Origin of the sequence: Bacillus cereus group sp. MYBKT111-2, assembly GCF_051915205.1 — a bacterium.
In the GTDB taxonomy this organism is placed as follows: Bacteria; Bacillota; Bacilli; order Bacillales; family Bacillaceae_G; genus Bacillus_A; species Bacillus_A paranthracis.
In genome coordinates, this window is record NZ_JBQAEG010000004.1 from 35,750 (window position 1) to 52,503 (window position 16,754).

Below are 16,754 nucleotides of genomic sequence, written 5' to 3' on the forward strand. Positions count from 1 at the left end.
TAAAAACAAAAAAGAAACCTTACATACTTTAAACATGTAAGGTTTCAAAAAATTATACTTCACTGCATGAAATGTAATATCCTCCGCGGGCCATCTTGATTTCCACACGATATAATACTTCTTCTAAGTAAAAAGTTATCGGTTTCACTTTACTCTCAAATTTAAGTTGTTCATTACATTCAGCTGCATAACTTTCAATAGCTGAAGTAATAACTTCTCCCGATGGATACGTTAAAGCATCATCTAGTTCTATGAAAAAACTTTTAGAAAATAATTTTTTCATAATCCCTTTCTTCTCTTTCATCATATTCCATCCCCTTCAATTTAAGGTTACCAACATCCATATTATACCACATCATCAATTTATCTTTGAAAATAAAAAATCCTGCATTTTTCATGCAGGATTTTTTATTAGTCATTTTTCGTAAAGTAAGAAACGAAACGAAGAATTTCTAAGTATAACCAAACTAATGTAAGCATTAGTCCCATTGCAGTGTACCACTCCATATATTTCGGAGCTTGACTACGCACACCATTTTCGATTAAATCGAAATCTAGTAATAAGTTTAATGCAGCAACTACGATAACAACTGCACTAATAATAATACCGATCGTACCGCCTTGGTGAATGTACGGAACCGTTACACCAAACATGTTTAGTAGAAATACGACTAAGTACATAACCATAATTCCAAGTGTTGCTGCCATCACGCCTGTACGGAATTTATCCGTTACTTTTACTACACGTGTTGCATATAACACTAACATTGCAAATAGAATTGAGATTGTTAGTAAAACAGCATTTAAAACGATAGAATCGCCAAATTTCATTGTATAAACCGCTGAAATACTACCTAACACAACCCCTTCTACTGCTGCATAGATTGGTGCACCAAAAGGTGAAATACGTGGGAAGAACATAGACGCAAATGCGATGATTGCCGCAACGATTAAAGCGCCAATTAATACTGGCATCTTCATCGTACCCTCTATCATCTGTATGTATGAATAGACAGACGTTGCAAGTAGCAAGATAAGCATAATAAACGTTTTGCCTACTGTTCCGCCAATAGTCATCGCAGAAGCACTTGCTCCCTCTTTACGGAATGCCTCTTTTTTCAGCATTGGATTAGATGTTCTCATTTTTTCCCTCCTAAAATAGGTTCTACCAATAGTGTAAAGTTTTTCTCTTTACTTTTCAATATATGCAGCTTGTTTTTATTTTAATCCTTCAACAATGTCGGATAGTTCGCTCCATCTTTCCATCGTTTTTTCTAACTCTTCTTCTGTTTTTTGCTGCGCTTCTGATAATTCTTGCGCTTTCGTAAAATCAGAACCAACATTCGCAAGCTCTTCTCCAATTGATTCTAGCTTTTCTTCAAGTTCCGCAATTGTATCTTCAATTGTTTCCCATTCGCGCTGCTCGTTATATGAGAGTTTACGCTTACGTTGTTGTTTCGGTGCTTCTTCTACTACTTTTTTCTCTTTCTGCACTTCCGCTTTCTCAATAAGTTCTCTCGTTTTTTCCATTTCTAAATAATCCGTATAACTACCTAAAAATTCACGCACTTCTCCTTCTCCCGTAAAGATGAATAATTCATCTACTACTTTATCTAAGAAGTAACGATCATGCGATACAGTTAAAACGACACCGGGGAAATCTTCTAAATAATCTTCTAATACAGTTAATGTTTGTGTATCTAGATCATTCGTAGGCTCATCCAGTAATAGTACGTTCGGTTCTCCCATTAATATACGTAATAAATATAAACGTCTTCTTTCACCGCCAGATAATTTGCCAAGCGGTGTACCATGTGAATGCGGCGGGAATAAGAAACGTTCTAACATTTGAGACGCACCAATTACTTTTCCGTCTGTCGTATGAATGACTTCTGCGATTTCTTTAATGTATTCAATCATACGTTGATTTAAATTCATCTCTTCATTTTCTTGCGTATAGTAAGCGATTTTTACTGTTTGCCCAACTTCAATTTCACCACTATCAGGAGATATTTTACCTGCAAGCATATTTAATAGCGAAGATTTCCCGCTTCCATTCGCTCCAATAATTCCGATACGATCGCCTGGTTTCACGATATGATTGAAGTTGTTTAATACTGTTTTATCGCCAAATTTTTTCGTTACATCTTTTAACTCAAGTACTTTTTTCCCAAGGCGACTACCGCTAAGCGCAATATCAACTGACTGTTTTGCAGCTGGCCCTTCTTGACCTTTTAACTCTTCAAATCGTTGAATACGTGCCTTTTGCTTAGTCGAACGAGCTTTTGCACCACGGCGAATCCATGCTAATTCGCGGCGATATAAGTTTTGACGTTTTGATTCCTGCGCAAGTTCTTGTTCTTCACGAAGTGCTTTCGCTTCTAAAAACGTACTGTAATTCCCTTCATAACTATACAGTTTTCCATTATCTAATTCGAAAATACGATTCGTCACACGATCTAAGAAATAACGATCATGGGTTACAAGTAATACTGCACCTGTGTACCTTGCTAAATATTCCTCTAACCACTCAACTGTTTCATGGTCAAGATGGTTCGTAGGCTCATCTAAAATTAATAGGTCCGGTGTTTCAATAAAACACTGCGCCATCGCAATACGTTTTTTCTGCCCACCTGATAAATTCCCAACAGTTGCTGTGAAATCCGTAATTCCTAGTTTCGTTAATAACGATTTTGCATTCGCATTTGCTTCCCACGCACTCATTGCGTCCATACGTTGTTGCACTGCAAATAACTGCTCTTGCACTTTCTCATTACTTGGATCTTTTTCGATATGTAATAGCGCCTTTTCATAATCACGAAGAAGACGAATTAAAGGTGTATCACCATGGAAGACTTGTTCTAATACTGTTAATTGTTCATCAAACTCTGGTTGCTGTGATAAATAACTAATTGTATACCCACGTGAATGAGTCATATCACCTGTGTCAGGAATTTCTGCCCCTGCAATAATTTTTAACAACGTTGATTTACCAGTACCATTTACACCAATAATTCCGGCACGTTGTCCTTCTGCAATACTAAATGATAATCCATCAAATAACGGTTTCTCTCCATATGATTTTGATAAGTTTTCCACAGTTAACATTTTCATATTTGTGCATTCCACTCTTTCATAAATTGTTCAATAAACTGTTCCATATAACGATGACGAACTTCAGCCTCTTGTTTTGCTGCATTCGTATTCATTAAGTCTTTTAGTTTTAAAAGTTTTTCATAAAAATGATTTAAAGATGGGTCATTATTTTTTCTATATTCATCTTTCGTCATCACTTCACGAGGAGGAATAGTTGGATCATACATTAGTCTCCCTTTCGCCCCGCCATACGCAAATGTGCGAGCTATTCCAATTGCACCAAGAGCGTCTAAGCGATCTGCATCTTGAACAATCTTCCCTTCAATTGACTCCACTTTACCGCCATGACCACCTTTATAAGACATATTGGCGATAATATGAAGAACATGCTTACTTTCCTCTTCTTCAACATGTAACTCTTCTAACCAATCAGAAACTTTTTTCATTCCTGCTTCTTCACTTTCATTTAACTTCTCATCTGCCACATCGTGAAGTAATGCTGCCATTTCAATTATAAAACGATTTCCTCCTTCTTGCTCGGATAAAGAAATCGCCAGTTTATGTACACGCTCAATATGATACCAATCATGCCCACTGGCATCTTTTTCTAAAATATGTTTTACAAAAGTAATTGTTTTTTCTATCTTTTCTTGTTTTGTCATTTTATCTTCACCCAGTTACTTATTGTAACACGCCCGCATTTTTTCATCACATATTTTCTTGTCCGCCCATACACTAGGTGGTAGGCATCATCATGAAGGAGGAATAAATATGTTCTATAATAATCAACCGCCTTACCCAAGGCAACCATTTTACCCTCAGCAACAAGAACAAAGATATACAGAACAATATGAAGAACAAGAGCAACAATATGAAGAACAAGAGCAACAATATGAACAAAATCCATATGCAGCGCCACAAACCCAAGAACAACAATTTCAACAAAATCCATATGCAGCGCCACAAACTCAAGAACAACAATTTCAACAAAATCCATATGACACACGTCCAAGTTACGAATATCCTCAAAATCCATATGCAGTACCACAAACTCAAGAGCAACAATTTCAACAAAATCCATATGCAGTACCACAAACTCAAGAGCAACAATTTCAACAAAATCCATATGTAGCACCGCAAACTCAAGAACAACAATTTCAACAAAATCCATATGTAGCAGCACAAACTCAAGAACAACAGTTTCAACAAAACCCATACCCAACTCAGCCACAACAAACTCAAGTACAACAAACTCAAGTACAACAACAAATGTATCAACCAAACTACGACGCACGTGTCTCACCACCTAAACCACCAACATTAGATATTACACAACCACAAATTTTACCACCTGGACCAACATTAGATATTACACAGCCACAAATTTTACCACCTGGACCAATTACAGAACCAACGCAACAACAAATTCAACAAGTTGTCGGTACACAGTTTTTACCTTTAAAAAAACCTGTACTAGATTTCGTAAAACCTTGGGTAGATTACGGTTTAAATGAAGCAAAACATACATCACACAAACACGCTTTAACAGAAGTTGCTGCGATTATGTTTTTAGTTGGGAAAGGATTTAATCCGACAATTGCGCATTATATTGTAGAATCTTGGGAGAAGAATGAGCAGTTTTAGTTTCATTCATTTTATGCTATATAAAAAGATAAAAGTGCCACAAATGTCTGCTGTACAAACATTTGTGGCACTTTTTATTTTTCACGTTATATCTTTTCTAAAATAGTATTAAATTAATCTTTTCTTCCGCTCTTCTATCCGAATTACTTTTCCACTTTGATATACAAATGATTGTTCACCAAACCCACTTTTGGGTGGTTCTATTAGCTGAACCTGACCATTTTCAACAATATATATTCCGTTTATTTCTAAATCAATTTCAGCTGTCATTTCAACAAGATTTTCTTTTCTAATTCCCATCAAGATTACTCCCATATGTTATTATTACTTTGTCGAAGTAAGTGGTTTTATTCATCCACTACGCGAGTAAAGGTGTGAAAATTTTTGAGTAATATGAATAAAAGCCGAATTGAAATTCTAAAAATGAAAGCAAAAAGAACTGGTAGTAGAAAAGAACTCGTAGACGAACTTTCTAATATTGTTACAGTTTCTATGGACTCATTTATGGATCCAAAATCTAATGATTTATTTTGTAAAGACTTATTTAACACGCTAACACAAACTTCAAACATAAAAAACTTTGGTAGCACTAATTATGAAGAAAACAGAAGACTATCAATAGTACTGTTAAAAGAAACAGCTAAAACCATTAAATTTCCAGTTGATCAAGGGAGACTTTTTTCTCTAAGGGTGGTAAATTTGAAGCAGTTAAACTGAACATTGCTGAAGTATTTGAGAATTTAGAAGAGTTATCAACCATATCAAAATTTCTAACTGGATATGCAGATTTTGTATTAGCTGGGGATGATTTAGAATTCGGGATCATTATTGAGCGCACTGAATACCACTACGAATTCAGTATGTGGGGTGTATCCATAATATGAAATACGAAAATACAAAAGACCACTTCAAAATGAGAGTGGTCTTTTTATTACTTTATCTATCAACCTTTTCAAATGATTCATATCAACACTTTCTTTTAAGACCTTTTCTTCCTAGGCCCTATAATCAATTTAATCGCCGTTCTTTCTTGATCATTAATAGTAACCTCTTGAAATGCTGGAACAAAGGCTAAGTCAATACCACCTGGAGCAACAAATCCTCTTGCGATTGCAATTGCTTTAATCGCTTGGTTTAATGAACCCGCTCCAATCGCTTGAATTTCTACATTTCCACTTGTTCTTAGTACACCTGCTATTGCACCTGCGACTGAATTGGGGCTTGATTTTGAAGATACTTTTAATATATTTTCCATGTAAGTTGCTCCCTCTATTATTTAATTACTCTTTTGTTACCGTATAAAATATTTCAACGTATCTTTAACTACTATTCACACCAAAAGCAAATAATACTACATATGTACATTCATTCGATACTTTTTCTCTTCTTCCTGCCGTGCTACGTAAATAAAGGTCAACGACTCCAAACCTTATATATACAAATATTTAAAAGACATAAATTCACTTAAACAATCACATCATTGTAACTGAAGATACTCGTTTTACTTTTGCAGGTGCAATTACAATATAAAAAGCATTCCTGCTACATTTCAAGAATTCTCTACCAAATACTTAACCTTTGTGCCTTCAAAAATTCCCATTATACCTTTCTGTTAATCTAATAAACATGAAAAAAGTACCGAGCTCTTCTACTACAAAAATTCGGTACTTTTTTCTCATTCTTTCTTATTTCTCCACATAAACCGACTTAACGATTGTACGATTATATGGTTGTCCTTCTTTATTCATCCCTTTTATATCCATCGTAACGTTATATACTCCTGGTTGCTTTATGTCCTTCAAAGCACCAGTAAATGTATTGTTATTCACATTTTGTAATTCATTATATTCAGAGACTAGTTTCCCTTCTTTATTCACGACTCTTACTGTTATGGAAAGATTTCCTTTCATTTCAGGTGCCACAGGTGATTTTTTCAGTTTATACTCAGATTTATTTGCTTTTACTTTTGTAGGCATTTGAAGTACAAATGGCGCGCCGCTCTTGTAATCGCTTACAACTAAATATGCATCTTTCGACTGCTTCGCCATCATTTTAACTTTCCATTCTCCTACATCCATTTTATCAAATTTAAATGTTTTAATTGTCGCGCCACCAAAGAAAGATTCATCTTCACCAGTAGTTATAACACTATCTTTATTTGTATACACTTTTCCTTTTGGTGATATCATTTTTACTTCTACATCCGACGAAGCAGTTAATATTGAAACAATTCCTTCTGCCTTTTTATCAACCGCAACAGTTTGCTCTATCCACTGATTTTGTGGCAATTCTCCGCCTAAAATGTTTTGGTTTGAAGTTGTATTTAATGGTTCTATGTTTTCATTTGAACTAGTGCTGGATGCTACTAAAGCTGGAACCGGTACATTTGCTGTACGTAAATATGGTTCAATTCGTGAGAAAACAGCAGATCCTTTTCGTATATTATCATGATCAAATCTAGAATCTGTAAATAAATGCGTTCCATACGGCAGCTTAGCACTCCACTCATTTACTAGTCCATCATTTGAACCGTATGATGACAAATATAATCCACCCATTGATAACGCCGAAAATACAGGGCCCCAGCTAGTCCCAGTAACTGTATAATAACGGTTTAATTTAGCTGCTGGATTATTATCAATCGTTGAACGAAATTTTGCCATTTCGCCCATTTGTAATGAATACGTACCATCATCTTTTTGACCTAATATAGAAGCAAGCCATCCTGCCCACCAACTATATGATAAATCCGCTAAGTTTGATCCATGATGTGGCGTCGCAAGTGTAATAACATTTCCGACAAATCGATTTGCCCCATATTCTACTAATGCAGCTTGTGTATCGATACCACCTTTACTATGTGCTACAATATTAACTTTTTTACCGAAATGATTATATATTTCTTCTAATTTTTGTGCTAACAATTTTCCGTTATCCCACTGACTAGCTGACCCTTTCCCAGCAGCATCATATAATTGTATAAATACTGTTTGATAGCCTGCTTTCAAAGCATAGTCATACATATCATTCATATCGTGATATACTGTCTTTCCATACCAACTATCAGCATTCCCATTCCTTCCTTGCACAAAGAGAATTGGAGGCTTACTTTCATCATAATTAGCAGGTTTTTGACCTAAAAACCATTCTCCGGGTGTAAAGACTTCTTGATCTGGAAAGCCTGTTTTAAGCTCTTTTACAACTTCTGCTCGCACATTTGTGCTAATCATTGGAACCATGATAAAAAATACAATTAGTAAGGCAACACATCTTCTCATCAATCGCATGTTACTCCCCCCACATTTTTTGAAAGAAGGTGCTCGTTGTAATATTTTTTATCTTCTCTCTTAATACTAGATAATCTTTGTACTTAAACAAGACCCTGTCCCTATTCTTAAGAGATTACTAGTCCCCCTTCTTCCTTAACACACGTTATTCTCTTTGTTTCTATCTCTTCCTTTTGAGTGAATGCTACAAAAAAGTTTCTCAACAATTGTTAACTTTACTGAATCTAATATCCCCCAATTATTATTGTTTATATAAAGCATACAAATCTTGAAAAAACTTTAGTAAAAAAACACTTTATTACCAGCTAGTTATAAAAAAAGTTAATGAATATATGTGCTTTTATTTAATTAAATACAAACTAAACAAAATAGAAGCTAATATTGTAAGACTTTCCTATCATTAAATATTAAACTGAATTTTATGAATAGATACTAATATTTCCAGAAACATATATTATGATAATTTTCGCAGACTTGAATTAAACTTTTAGAAGTACTAACCTATTGGTGAGCAGAAGAAAATTCTGTAAAAAGAAAGGAGAATGCTTTATGATGACCGATTTACAAAAGGAGTTTTTTAAGCGATTAAAAATTCCTGCAAAAGAAATAACATTTGATGATTTAGATGCAATTCTCTTAAAAATGGGATTGATTCTCCCCTATGAAAATCTCGATATTATGGCTGGTACTATTAAAAACATCTCAAAAAATAACTTAATAGAAAAGTTACTTATTCAAAAACGAGGCGGTCTTTGTTATGAATTAAACTCCTTATTGTATTACTTTTTAATGGATTGTGGATTTCAAGTATATAAAGTAGCTGGTACTGTTTATGACCTTTATGATAATAAATGGAAACCCGATGATGGTCATGTCATTATCATATTACATCATAATAATAAAGATTATGTTATAGACGCCGGTTTTGCCTCTCATCTACCTTTACATCCAGTCCCTTTTAACGGAGAAGTCATCTCTTCTCAAACGGGTGAATATCGAATTCGCAAACGAATTACCCGAAAAGGTACACACATTTTAGAAATGAGAAAAGGAGCTAACGGGGAATCTACAAATTTCTTGCAATCTGAACCTTCAGATGAATGGAAAATAGGCTATGCCTTCACTTTAGATCCAATAGATGAGAAAAAGGTGAATAACATTCAGAAAGTCATTGTAGAACATAAAGAATCTCCTTTTAATAAAGGGGCTATCACTTGTAAATTAACTGATTATGGTCACGTATCATTAACAAATAAAAATTATACAGAAACCTTTAAAGGCACCAAAAATAAACGTCCAATAGAATTAAAAGATTATGCTCGCATTCTTCGTGAATCTTTTGGCATAACGCAAGTGAAATATGTAGGAAAAACACTAGAAAGAGGATAGTTGATTAGAAGTATTTCATAATAAAGCAGATTCCATATTTAGAATCTGCTTTATTTTATATTTTGTTATAAAGAAATTTGTTTTGCTCTTATCCTTTAATTTTCAATGATATACTCATCATCATATTTATCGTATTGGAGCCCTGACCCTATTTTTGATTCCGTAACTTGATCTCTTAAAAACGGTGCAGCTTCCATCTTGCTAGTTGCAATTTCAATTCCATATTTCTTCGTTAAATGGGCTAATTCTATTAAAAACCACTCTCTTCGCAATGTAACTGGAATATCAAATGTCCTTCTTTTCATATATAATAGCACCTCTTTAATTTTCATAACTTAAAAATATCACTGCATGCACGTATGAAAACTACTTTTCATCACTAACAGCCAATGAAACATTATAGTATATGCATGTCCATTTTAAACGTGCTATTAAAAAAAGAATACTTCAGTTTACATAAAATAATTATGTATTAGTAGAAAGAGGCTTGTCCTCCTCTTTCTACTCTAGAGATTTAAATTAAGAACATCTTGGTACACCTAAAGCTAAGAATAAACCTGCTACTCCCGCAGTAATCGGTACTTTTAACGTAATAACATCGTCTACTTTCGTTACTAAAAAGAAAGCATTACCTTCTTGTAATATACAAGTCACCAACAATTGGAATTCCATTCAAATCCCCTCCTTTCAATCTATATATTATACTTTATGGATTTTATTTAAAAATGTAATAGGAAATATATCCATTTTCTTCTATATACAAATAAATGTTCATCAGTCTATTAAAAATATTAATGTCCGCTGTTAAATACCACTCCTATTATTCTCAAAACTGACACATAATAAGTGATTTCAATCACCACGTTGTTTTTCATTTATCGCTATTCTTAATTTAGATATTACATTTAAACTTTATGGAGGCATTCATATGGAACATACATTTACTGAAACTTCTATTGTCGGTGAGATTGTTACACAGTTTCCGAAAGCTAGTGATCTTTTTAAATCCTATAGAATAGATTTTTGTTGTGGCGGTAATAAGCCACTTATTGATGCAATTCATGAAAGAAATTTATCAGCTACTGAAGTACTTACAGAGTTAAATACGCTTTATCATAATACGAAACGATTAAATGAATCTGAAATTGATTGGAAAAATGCTTCTTATCGTGAATTGATTGATTATGTAATTCATAAGCATCATCGTTATTTAAATGAAGAGTTACCACAGTTAAGTCCTTATGTGACGAAAGTATTACGTGTTCATGGAGCAAATCAGCCGCATTTAGCTAAAATTCATAAGCTATTTCATGAACTTAAAATGGAATTAGAACAGCATTTAATTAAAGAAGAAACAGAAGATTTCCCATTAATTTTAGAATTTGAAAAAAATCCAACTGATGAAAACTATGCAAAGTTACGTAAAGTAGTAGATGAACTAGAAAATGAACATAACCACGCTGGCAACATTATTAAAGAGCTTCGTAAAGTTACACATGACTTTACTCCTCCAGAAGGAGCTTGCGGCACTTATCGACTTGTTTACAATCGCCTTGAAGCGTTAGAGTCTGATTTATTTGAGCACATTCATTTAGAAAATAATATTTTATTTCCACGTGCCATTACGAGAGCGTAAATAAAGTGCAGGACATGAGTATACATACTGATGTCCTGCTTTTTCATTTTGCGAAACCTATCCACATCACCCTCACATAAATCCGAATTTTAACAATTTGTGAATCATTATAAAAATGTGATAAATATCACATCTCCCCCTTTCTTGATTTTCTATAATAAAAATATAATCCTTTGTTCAACATTTCACATAAAAAGGGGAAACGAAAATGAAAAAACGTTTAGTTATGATCGGAAATGGTATGGCTGGCATACGTTGTATGGAAGAAATATTAAAACATGATTGTGATTCATATGAGATTACTATTTTTGGAGATGAACCACACCCAAACTATAATCGCATTATGCTCTCTCATGTTTTACAAGGTAAAACAAATATACAAGATATCATTATGAATGAATACAGTTGGTATGAAGAAAACGAAATAACTTTGTATACAAATGAAAGAGTTCAAAGTATTGACCGAGAAGAAAAAGTTATTATTACAGAAAAGAATCGTACTCTTACATATGACAAGCTTATTATTGCAACAGGTTCTAGTGCTTTTATTTTACCGGTTGAAGGTTCCACTCTTCCTGGTGTAACAGGTTTTCGAACTATTGAAGATACACAGTTTATGATGGATACTGCTAAAGAAAAGAAAAAGGCCGTTGTCATTGGTGGTGGATTACTTGGTTTAGAAGCAGCAAGAGGTCTTATTGACTTAGGAATGGACGTACATGTTGTTCATTTAATGCCTAGCTTAATGGAGCAACAACTAGATACGAAAGCAGCTTCTCTACTGCGTGAAGATTTAGAAGCACAAGGCATGAAGTTTCTAATGGAAAAGAAAACTGTAAAAATTCTTGGTACAAACCATGTTGAGGGCATTCAATTTGAAGATGGTGAAGTTGTAGATTGTGATTTAATCGTAATGGCTGTCGGAATCCGACCAAATACGCAAATAGCAAGAGATGCTGGTTTAATTGTCAATCGCGGCATTGTAGTCAATGACTATATGCTAACAAATGATGAGTCCATTTATGCAGTTGGCGAATGTGCAGAACATGACGGTATCGCATATGGACTTGTTGCCCCTCTTTATGAACAAGGTACAATATTAGCAAAACATATAACAAATTTACAAACTGATGGATATTCGGGCAGTATCGTCGGTACGCAATTAAAAGTTGCTGGTTGTGATTTATTCTCTGCAGGCCAAATTTATGAAGATGATCAAACGAAAGCAATATCCATCTTTAATGAATGCAAACGTTCCTATAAAAAAGTATTAATTCGTGACAATAAAGTCGTCGGTATCGTTTTATATGGTGACACAGCTGATGGTACACGCCTCTTTAGCATGTTAAAGAAAGAAGAAGATATACAAGAATATACACCAGCGTCCATTCTTCACAAAGCTGGTGAAGAATGTGAATTTGATGTTGCTACAATAAGTGCGGATGACACGATTTGTGGATGTAATGGTGTTACGAAAGGAACAATCGTACATGCCATTTTAGAACAAGAGTTAACGACTTTTGAAGAAGTTAAAGGCTGTACGAAAGCCGCAGGGTCATGTGGTAAATGTCGTCCACTTGTAGAACAAGTTTTATCTCATACACTCGGAGATGCTTTTGATGCCTCAGCCCAGTCTGCTGGTATGTGCGGATGTACACCTTTATCACGTGATGAAGTCGTAGCGGCAATTCATGAAAAAGGCTTAAAATCACCAAAAGAAGTACGAAATGTTCTTGGTTTTGTACATGAAGATGGCTGTTCGAAATGTCGTCCTGCTTTGAACTACTATTTACGTATGGCGATTCCAGAAGAATATGAAGATGATAAAGCCTCCCGTTTCGTTAATGAAAGAATGAATGGTAACATCCAACACGATGGTACATTCTCTGTTATTCCACGTATGTACGGAGGCGTTACAACAGCAGATGATTTAATGAAAATTGCTGAAGTTGCGAAAAAGTATAATGTTCCACTTGTGAAAATTACCGGTGCAAGTCGAATTGGCTTATACGGTGTTAAGAAACAAGATTTGCCTAACGTATGGGCTGACTTAAATATGACTTCTGGATATGCGTATTCAAAATCTCTTCGTAATGTAAAATCATGTGTTGGCTCTCGTTTCTGCCGTTTCGGTACGAAAGATTCATTAGGACTTGGTATGCTCCTTGAACAATCATTAGAAATGGTAGATACACCTCATAAAATGAAGATGGGTGTAACGGGCTGTCCGCGTAACTGTGCGGAAGTACTTACGAAAGATTTTGGCGTTGTTTGTGTCGAAAATGGATACCAACTTTATATTGGTGGAAATGGTGGTACAGAAGTACGTGAAGCTGATTTTGTAATGATTGTCCCTACTGAAGATGATGTTCTTCGCATCGCTACAGCTTACATGCAATATTATCGTGAAACTGGTATTTACGGAGAGCGTACTGCCTACTGGACAGAACGATTAGGCTTCGATCACATAAAAGAAATACTGCAAGATGTAAATATCGTCACTAAGTTAAATGAACGTTTCCAAACAGCTCGTGGCACATATAAAGAAGCTTGGGGACAAGCACTAGAAACAAAATCATTAAAAGCGATGTATGAAGTAGAAACTGTGAAATAAGGAGCTGTGATCTATATGATACAAACGAAAGAAAAAATAAAAGTTATGCGTGCAGAAGATCTTCCTATTCAAATCGGTAAAGAGGTACAAATGAAAGGTATGTCTATCGCCCTATTCCGCCTTTCAAATGGTGATATTCGAGCTGTAGAAAATCGTTGTCCTCATAAAAACGGACCGTTAGCAGAAGGAATTGTATCTGGTGAATTCGTCTTTTGTCCACTGCATGATTGGAAGATTTCATTACTAACAGGTGAAGTTCAAAAACCTGATGACGGTTGTATTCAAACGTACGAAGTAGAAGTCATTGATGGTGACATTTATATATATATGTAAATTACAAAAGGAAGCCTCCCCCTGGCTTCCTTTTAAATAAAACTAGATGAGGTGCAATTATATGAACGGATATGTATATTTAGTTGGTGCAGGACCTGGTGATGAAGGGCTTATTACAAAGAAAGCGATAGAGTGTTTAAAACGTGCAGATATTGTTTTATATGACCGCTTACTAAACCCTTTCTTTCTTAGCTATACAAAACAAACATGTGAACTTATGTATTGCGGAAAAATGCCAAAGAATCATATTATGCGACAAGAAATGATTAACGCACACCTTCTTCAATTTGCAAAAGAGGGAAAAATTGTTGTCCGATTAAAAGGCGGAGATCCATCTATTTTTGGCCGTGTTGGTGAAGAAGCAGAAACTTTAGCAGCAGCAAATATTCCATATGAAATTGTACCAGGCATTACATCTAGCATCGCCGCTAGTAGCTATGCAGGTATCCCCCTTACCCACCGTAACTACAGTAATAGCGTTACTTTACTAACCGGACATGCAAAAGGTCCTTTAACCGATCATGGAAAATATAATTCATCTCACAATAGCGATACGATTGCCTACTACATGGGTATAAAAAACTTACCTACAATTTGCGAAAACTTACGACAAGCAGGAAAGAAAGAAGATACGCCAGTAGCAGTCATTGAATGGGGTACAACTGGTAAACAGCGCGTTGTCACAGGGACACTATCTACCATTGTTTCTATCGTCAAAAATGAAAATATTTCTAACCCTTCTATGACAATTGTTGGTGATGTCGTTTCCTTACGTAATCAAATCGCTTGGAAAGAACGTAAACCATTACATGGTAAAAAAGTTTTATTTACATCCGCAACAAATAAAACAAGTGTAATGAAGCAAAGGTTACAAGAAGCTGGTGCAGAAATATATCAAATTCCAACTTTCAAAAAGGAAGAATATACATTAACACTTGAACAAATCAATGAAATTTTTAACGTTGATCGCCTTGTTTTTTGTTCAGCTGAAAGTGTAGAAATTTTGATGCAATCATGTAGTAAATACCAGAAAGATATTCGTTCCTTACAGGCAGAGCTGCAACACATGAACGTTGCCACTCAAGAAAAACTTATGCAATATGGCCTACTAAGTAAAGAAGCAAAGTTCTCTTCCGATACAACTGTTTATTTAGGCAGAAATATTAACCGGATTGCATTTATTCAAGAGAAAATTGGTGCCGGCTCCTATATGATGACTCATAAGTATACAATTGATCATCGTTTCGATGAAGTCCATTCTCGTATGCTTTCAGAATTCTTATGGGATAGCATTGTATTTGAAGGACGCGCTTCTATTGATACGTTTCTAGCAGAAGTAAAACGTCTTGGCTTTATCGATATTGTTACTCTCCCATTCTCGTATACCGACGTTCCAACTTTACACTATGCAAATAAAGTCGGGTTTCATAACGTAGATCATCAATTACAAGAAACTCTTATGAAGAAAGATATGGTAAGACAATGAAAGGAATTGTATATGTTGGACACGGGAGCCGGTTACAAGAAGGGAACGAACAATTCATTCACTTTATTCAATCTGTTATGAAAGAACGTAACGAAAGAATTCAAAAAATAGCTTTTCTAGAACTAACGACACCTACCATTTCGGATGCAGTTACAGAAACGATACTAGAGGGGGCAACTGAAATAATGATTGTACCTGTTTTATTATTTGCAGCAGCTCACTATAAATGTGATATTCCTTTTGAGATAGAACAAATGCAAAAGCAATATCCACATATAACATTTTCAGTTGTACCACCTTTTAGTACGCATCCGCATATGGTTGAACTTGTAGTGAAAAGAATACGTGAAGCTATGCCAATGCAAAATAGTAGTATTTTACTCGTAGGAAGAGGTAGTAGTGACCCCCAGCCCATACATGAGTTACAGCAAATTGGAGTAGCTGTCGAACAAAAACTCAGTATACCAGTATCGTGCTCCTTTTTAACGAAAGGAACGCCCTCTTTTACTGCTGAGCTAAAGACAATAACATCAACTGCATCCCATGTATATGTCATGCCCTACCTTCTCTTTACCGGATTATTGCTTCAAAAAATTAAGTTGTATACAAAAAAATACGATCACGTGACGACTTGTAATTGCCTACAGTTTGATACATATATGAAATTAACATTGTTAGAACGAATGGAGGAATGCATATATGTATAACATGTACCCCCTTATGTTTAATCTGCAAAATAAAGTGGTCGTTATCATTGGTGGAGGTAAAATTGCATATCGAAAAGCGTCTGGATTAAAAAATACAGGCGCTTTCGTCACCGTTATCAGCCCAGAAATTTGCGAGGAGATGAAGGAACTTCCTTTTATTACTTGGAAGCAAAAAACTTTTAGTAATGATGATATTAAAGATGCTCACCTTATTTATGCAGCTACAAATCAACATGCTGTAAATATGATGGTCAAGCAGGCCGCCCACGATTTTCAGTGGGTTAACGTTGTAAGTGATGGTACAGAATCATCTTTTCACACACCTGGCGTCATTCGACATGATGAATATGTTGTCACTATTTCAACTTCAGGTAAAGATCCATCGTTTACGAAGCGTTTGAAGCAAGAACTAACATCTATATTGCCTAAACTTATAAAAAAGATTTCTCGTACACATAAATTGTAGTCTATTTCTTAGTTAAAATCGTAATTACCTTTGGACAAACGTTTGTTAGGGGCCGTTTGTTCTTTTTGTTGTAGTTCCGTTCTTTTATTCCATAAG

17 protein-coding genes and 1 pseudogene are annotated in these 16,754 nt (G+C 34.9%); 9 read left to right on the top strand and 9 right to left on the bottom strand.

Features of this window, described 5'->3' with window-relative positions; all coding sequences use genetic code 11:
* Positions 1–52: 52 nt before the first annotated feature.
* The 4 genes from ACTFNE_RS12425 to ACTFNE_RS12440 form a co-directional block, all read right to left on the bottom strand.
* Complete coding sequence (locus ACTFNE_RS12425; RefSeq protein WP_000975125.1) at positions 53–307, bottom strand: DUF4318 domain-containing protein; 255 nt, start codon at positions 305–307, stop codon at positions 53–55.
* Positions 308–411: 104 nt separating this feature from the next.
* A complete protein-coding gene (locus ACTFNE_RS12430; RefSeq protein ID WP_001260642.1) occupies positions 412–1,143 on the bottom strand; it encodes a Bax inhibitor-1/YccA family protein in 732 nt (243 codons plus the stop codon).
* A 75-nt stretch (positions 1,144–1,218) separates the two neighbouring features.
* A complete protein-coding gene (locus tag ACTFNE_RS12435) occupies positions 1,219–3,114 on the bottom strand; it encodes an ABC-F family ATP-binding cassette domain-containing protein (RefSeq protein ID WP_000783207.1) in 1,896 nt (631 codons plus the stop codon).
* Complete coding sequence (locus ACTFNE_RS12440; protein ID WP_000165940.1) at positions 3,111–3,758, bottom strand: HD domain-containing protein; 648 nt, start codon at positions 3,756–3,758, stop codon at positions 3,111–3,113. The genes ACTFNE_RS12435 and ACTFNE_RS12440 overlap by 4 nt, the downstream gene beginning before the upstream one ends.
* 109 nt (positions 3,759–3,867) lie before the next feature.
* On the opposite strand from ACTFNE_RS12440, the gene ACTFNE_RS12445 reads away from it, so the two are divergent.
* The gene (locus ACTFNE_RS12445) at positions 3,868–4,740 is read left to right on the top strand and encodes a hypothetical protein (RefSeq protein ID WP_270705227.1); all 873 of its coding nucleotides are present in this window, start codon (positions 3,868–3,870) and stop codon (positions 4,738–4,740) included.
* Positions 4,741–4,848: 108 nt separating this feature from the next.
* On the opposite strand, the gene ACTFNE_RS12450 is transcribed toward ACTFNE_RS12445, so the two are convergent.
* Positions 4,849–5,040, bottom strand: coding sequence for a DUF3954 domain-containing protein (locus ACTFNE_RS12450; protein WP_046197549.1), 192 nt, complete (start codon positions 5,038–5,040; stop codon positions 4,849–4,851).
* An 84-nt stretch (positions 5,041–5,124) separates the two neighbouring features.
* On the opposite strand from ACTFNE_RS12450, the pseudogene ACTFNE_RS12455 reads away from it, so the two are divergent.
* Positions 5,125–5,624 (top strand): annotated as a pseudogene (locus tag ACTFNE_RS12455) (YxiF family protein).
* A 95-nt stretch (positions 5,625–5,719) separates the two neighbouring features.
* On the opposite strand, the gene spoVS reads toward ACTFNE_RS12455, so the two are convergent.
* Positions 5,720–5,995, bottom strand: a complete 276-nt coding sequence (gene spoVS, locus ACTFNE_RS12460) for a stage V sporulation protein SpoVS (protein WP_000427804.1) — start codon at positions 5,993–5,995, stop codon at positions 5,720–5,722.
* 430 nt (positions 5,996–6,425) lie between these two features.
* A complete protein-coding gene (locus ACTFNE_RS12465) occupies positions 6,426–8,027 on the bottom strand; it encodes a lipase family alpha/beta hydrolase (RefSeq protein WP_046197550.1) in 1,602 nt (533 codons plus the stop codon).
* A 549-nt stretch (positions 8,028–8,576) separates the two neighbouring features.
* On the opposite strand from ACTFNE_RS12465, the gene ACTFNE_RS12470 reads away from it, so the two are divergent.
* Complete coding sequence (locus ACTFNE_RS12470) at positions 8,577–9,416, top strand: arylamine N-acetyltransferase family protein (protein ID WP_270705229.1); 840 nt, start codon at positions 8,577–8,579, stop codon at positions 9,414–9,416.
* 95 nt (positions 9,417–9,511) lie between these two features.
* Here ACTFNE_RS12470 and ACTFNE_RS12475 read toward each other — a convergent pair whose 3' ends face one another.
* On the bottom strand, positions 9,512–9,721 hold the full coding sequence (locus ACTFNE_RS12475) for a hypothetical protein (protein ID WP_000830253.1): 210 nt from the start codon (positions 9,719–9,721) through the stop codon (positions 9,512–9,514).
* 214 nt (positions 9,722–9,935) lie between these two features.
* Positions 9,936–10,088, bottom strand: coding sequence for an exosporium protein ExsG (gene exsG / locus ACTFNE_RS12480; RefSeq protein ID WP_000395678.1), 153 nt, complete (start codon positions 10,086–10,088; stop codon positions 9,936–9,938).
* 256 nt (positions 10,089–10,344) lie between these two features.
* On the opposite strand from exsG, the gene ric reads away from it, so the two are divergent.
* From ric to ACTFNE_RS12510, 6 genes are all read left to right on the top strand, one after another.
* Complete coding sequence (gene ric, locus ACTFNE_RS12485; protein ID WP_270705230.1) at positions 10,345–11,052, top strand: iron-sulfur cluster repair di-iron protein; 708 nt, start codon at positions 10,345–10,347, stop codon at positions 11,050–11,052.
* 208 nt (positions 11,053–11,260) lie between these two features.
* Positions 11,261–13,666: an NADPH-nitrite reductase large subunit gene (gene nirB / locus ACTFNE_RS12490; protein WP_270705231.1), complete on the top strand. Its 2,406-nt coding sequence runs from the start codon at positions 11,261–11,263 to the stop codon at positions 13,664–13,666.
* Between the two features lie 15 nt (positions 13,667–13,681).
* Positions 13,682–13,999, top strand: coding sequence for a nitrite reductase small subunit NirD (gene nirD / locus ACTFNE_RS12495; protein WP_000616692.1), 318 nt, complete (start codon positions 13,682–13,684; stop codon positions 13,997–13,999).
* 61 nt (positions 14,000–14,060) lie between these two features.
* Complete coding sequence (locus ACTFNE_RS12500; RefSeq protein ID WP_001014951.1) at positions 14,061–15,485, top strand: uroporphyrin-III C-methyltransferase; 1,425 nt, start codon at positions 14,061–14,063, stop codon at positions 15,483–15,485.
* Positions 15,482–16,192, top strand: coding sequence for a sirohydrochlorin chelatase (locus ACTFNE_RS12505; RefSeq protein ID WP_046197555.1), 711 nt, complete (start codon positions 15,482–15,484; stop codon positions 16,190–16,192). The genes ACTFNE_RS12500 and ACTFNE_RS12505 overlap by 4 nt, the downstream gene beginning before the upstream one ends.
* Entirely contained in the window at positions 16,185–16,658 is a 474-nt protein-coding gene (locus ACTFNE_RS12510) for a precorrin-2 dehydrogenase (protein ID WP_000282597.1), read from the top strand. The genes ACTFNE_RS12505 and ACTFNE_RS12510 overlap by 8 nt, the downstream gene beginning before the upstream one ends.
* Positions 16,659–16,754: the final 96 nt, after the last annotated feature.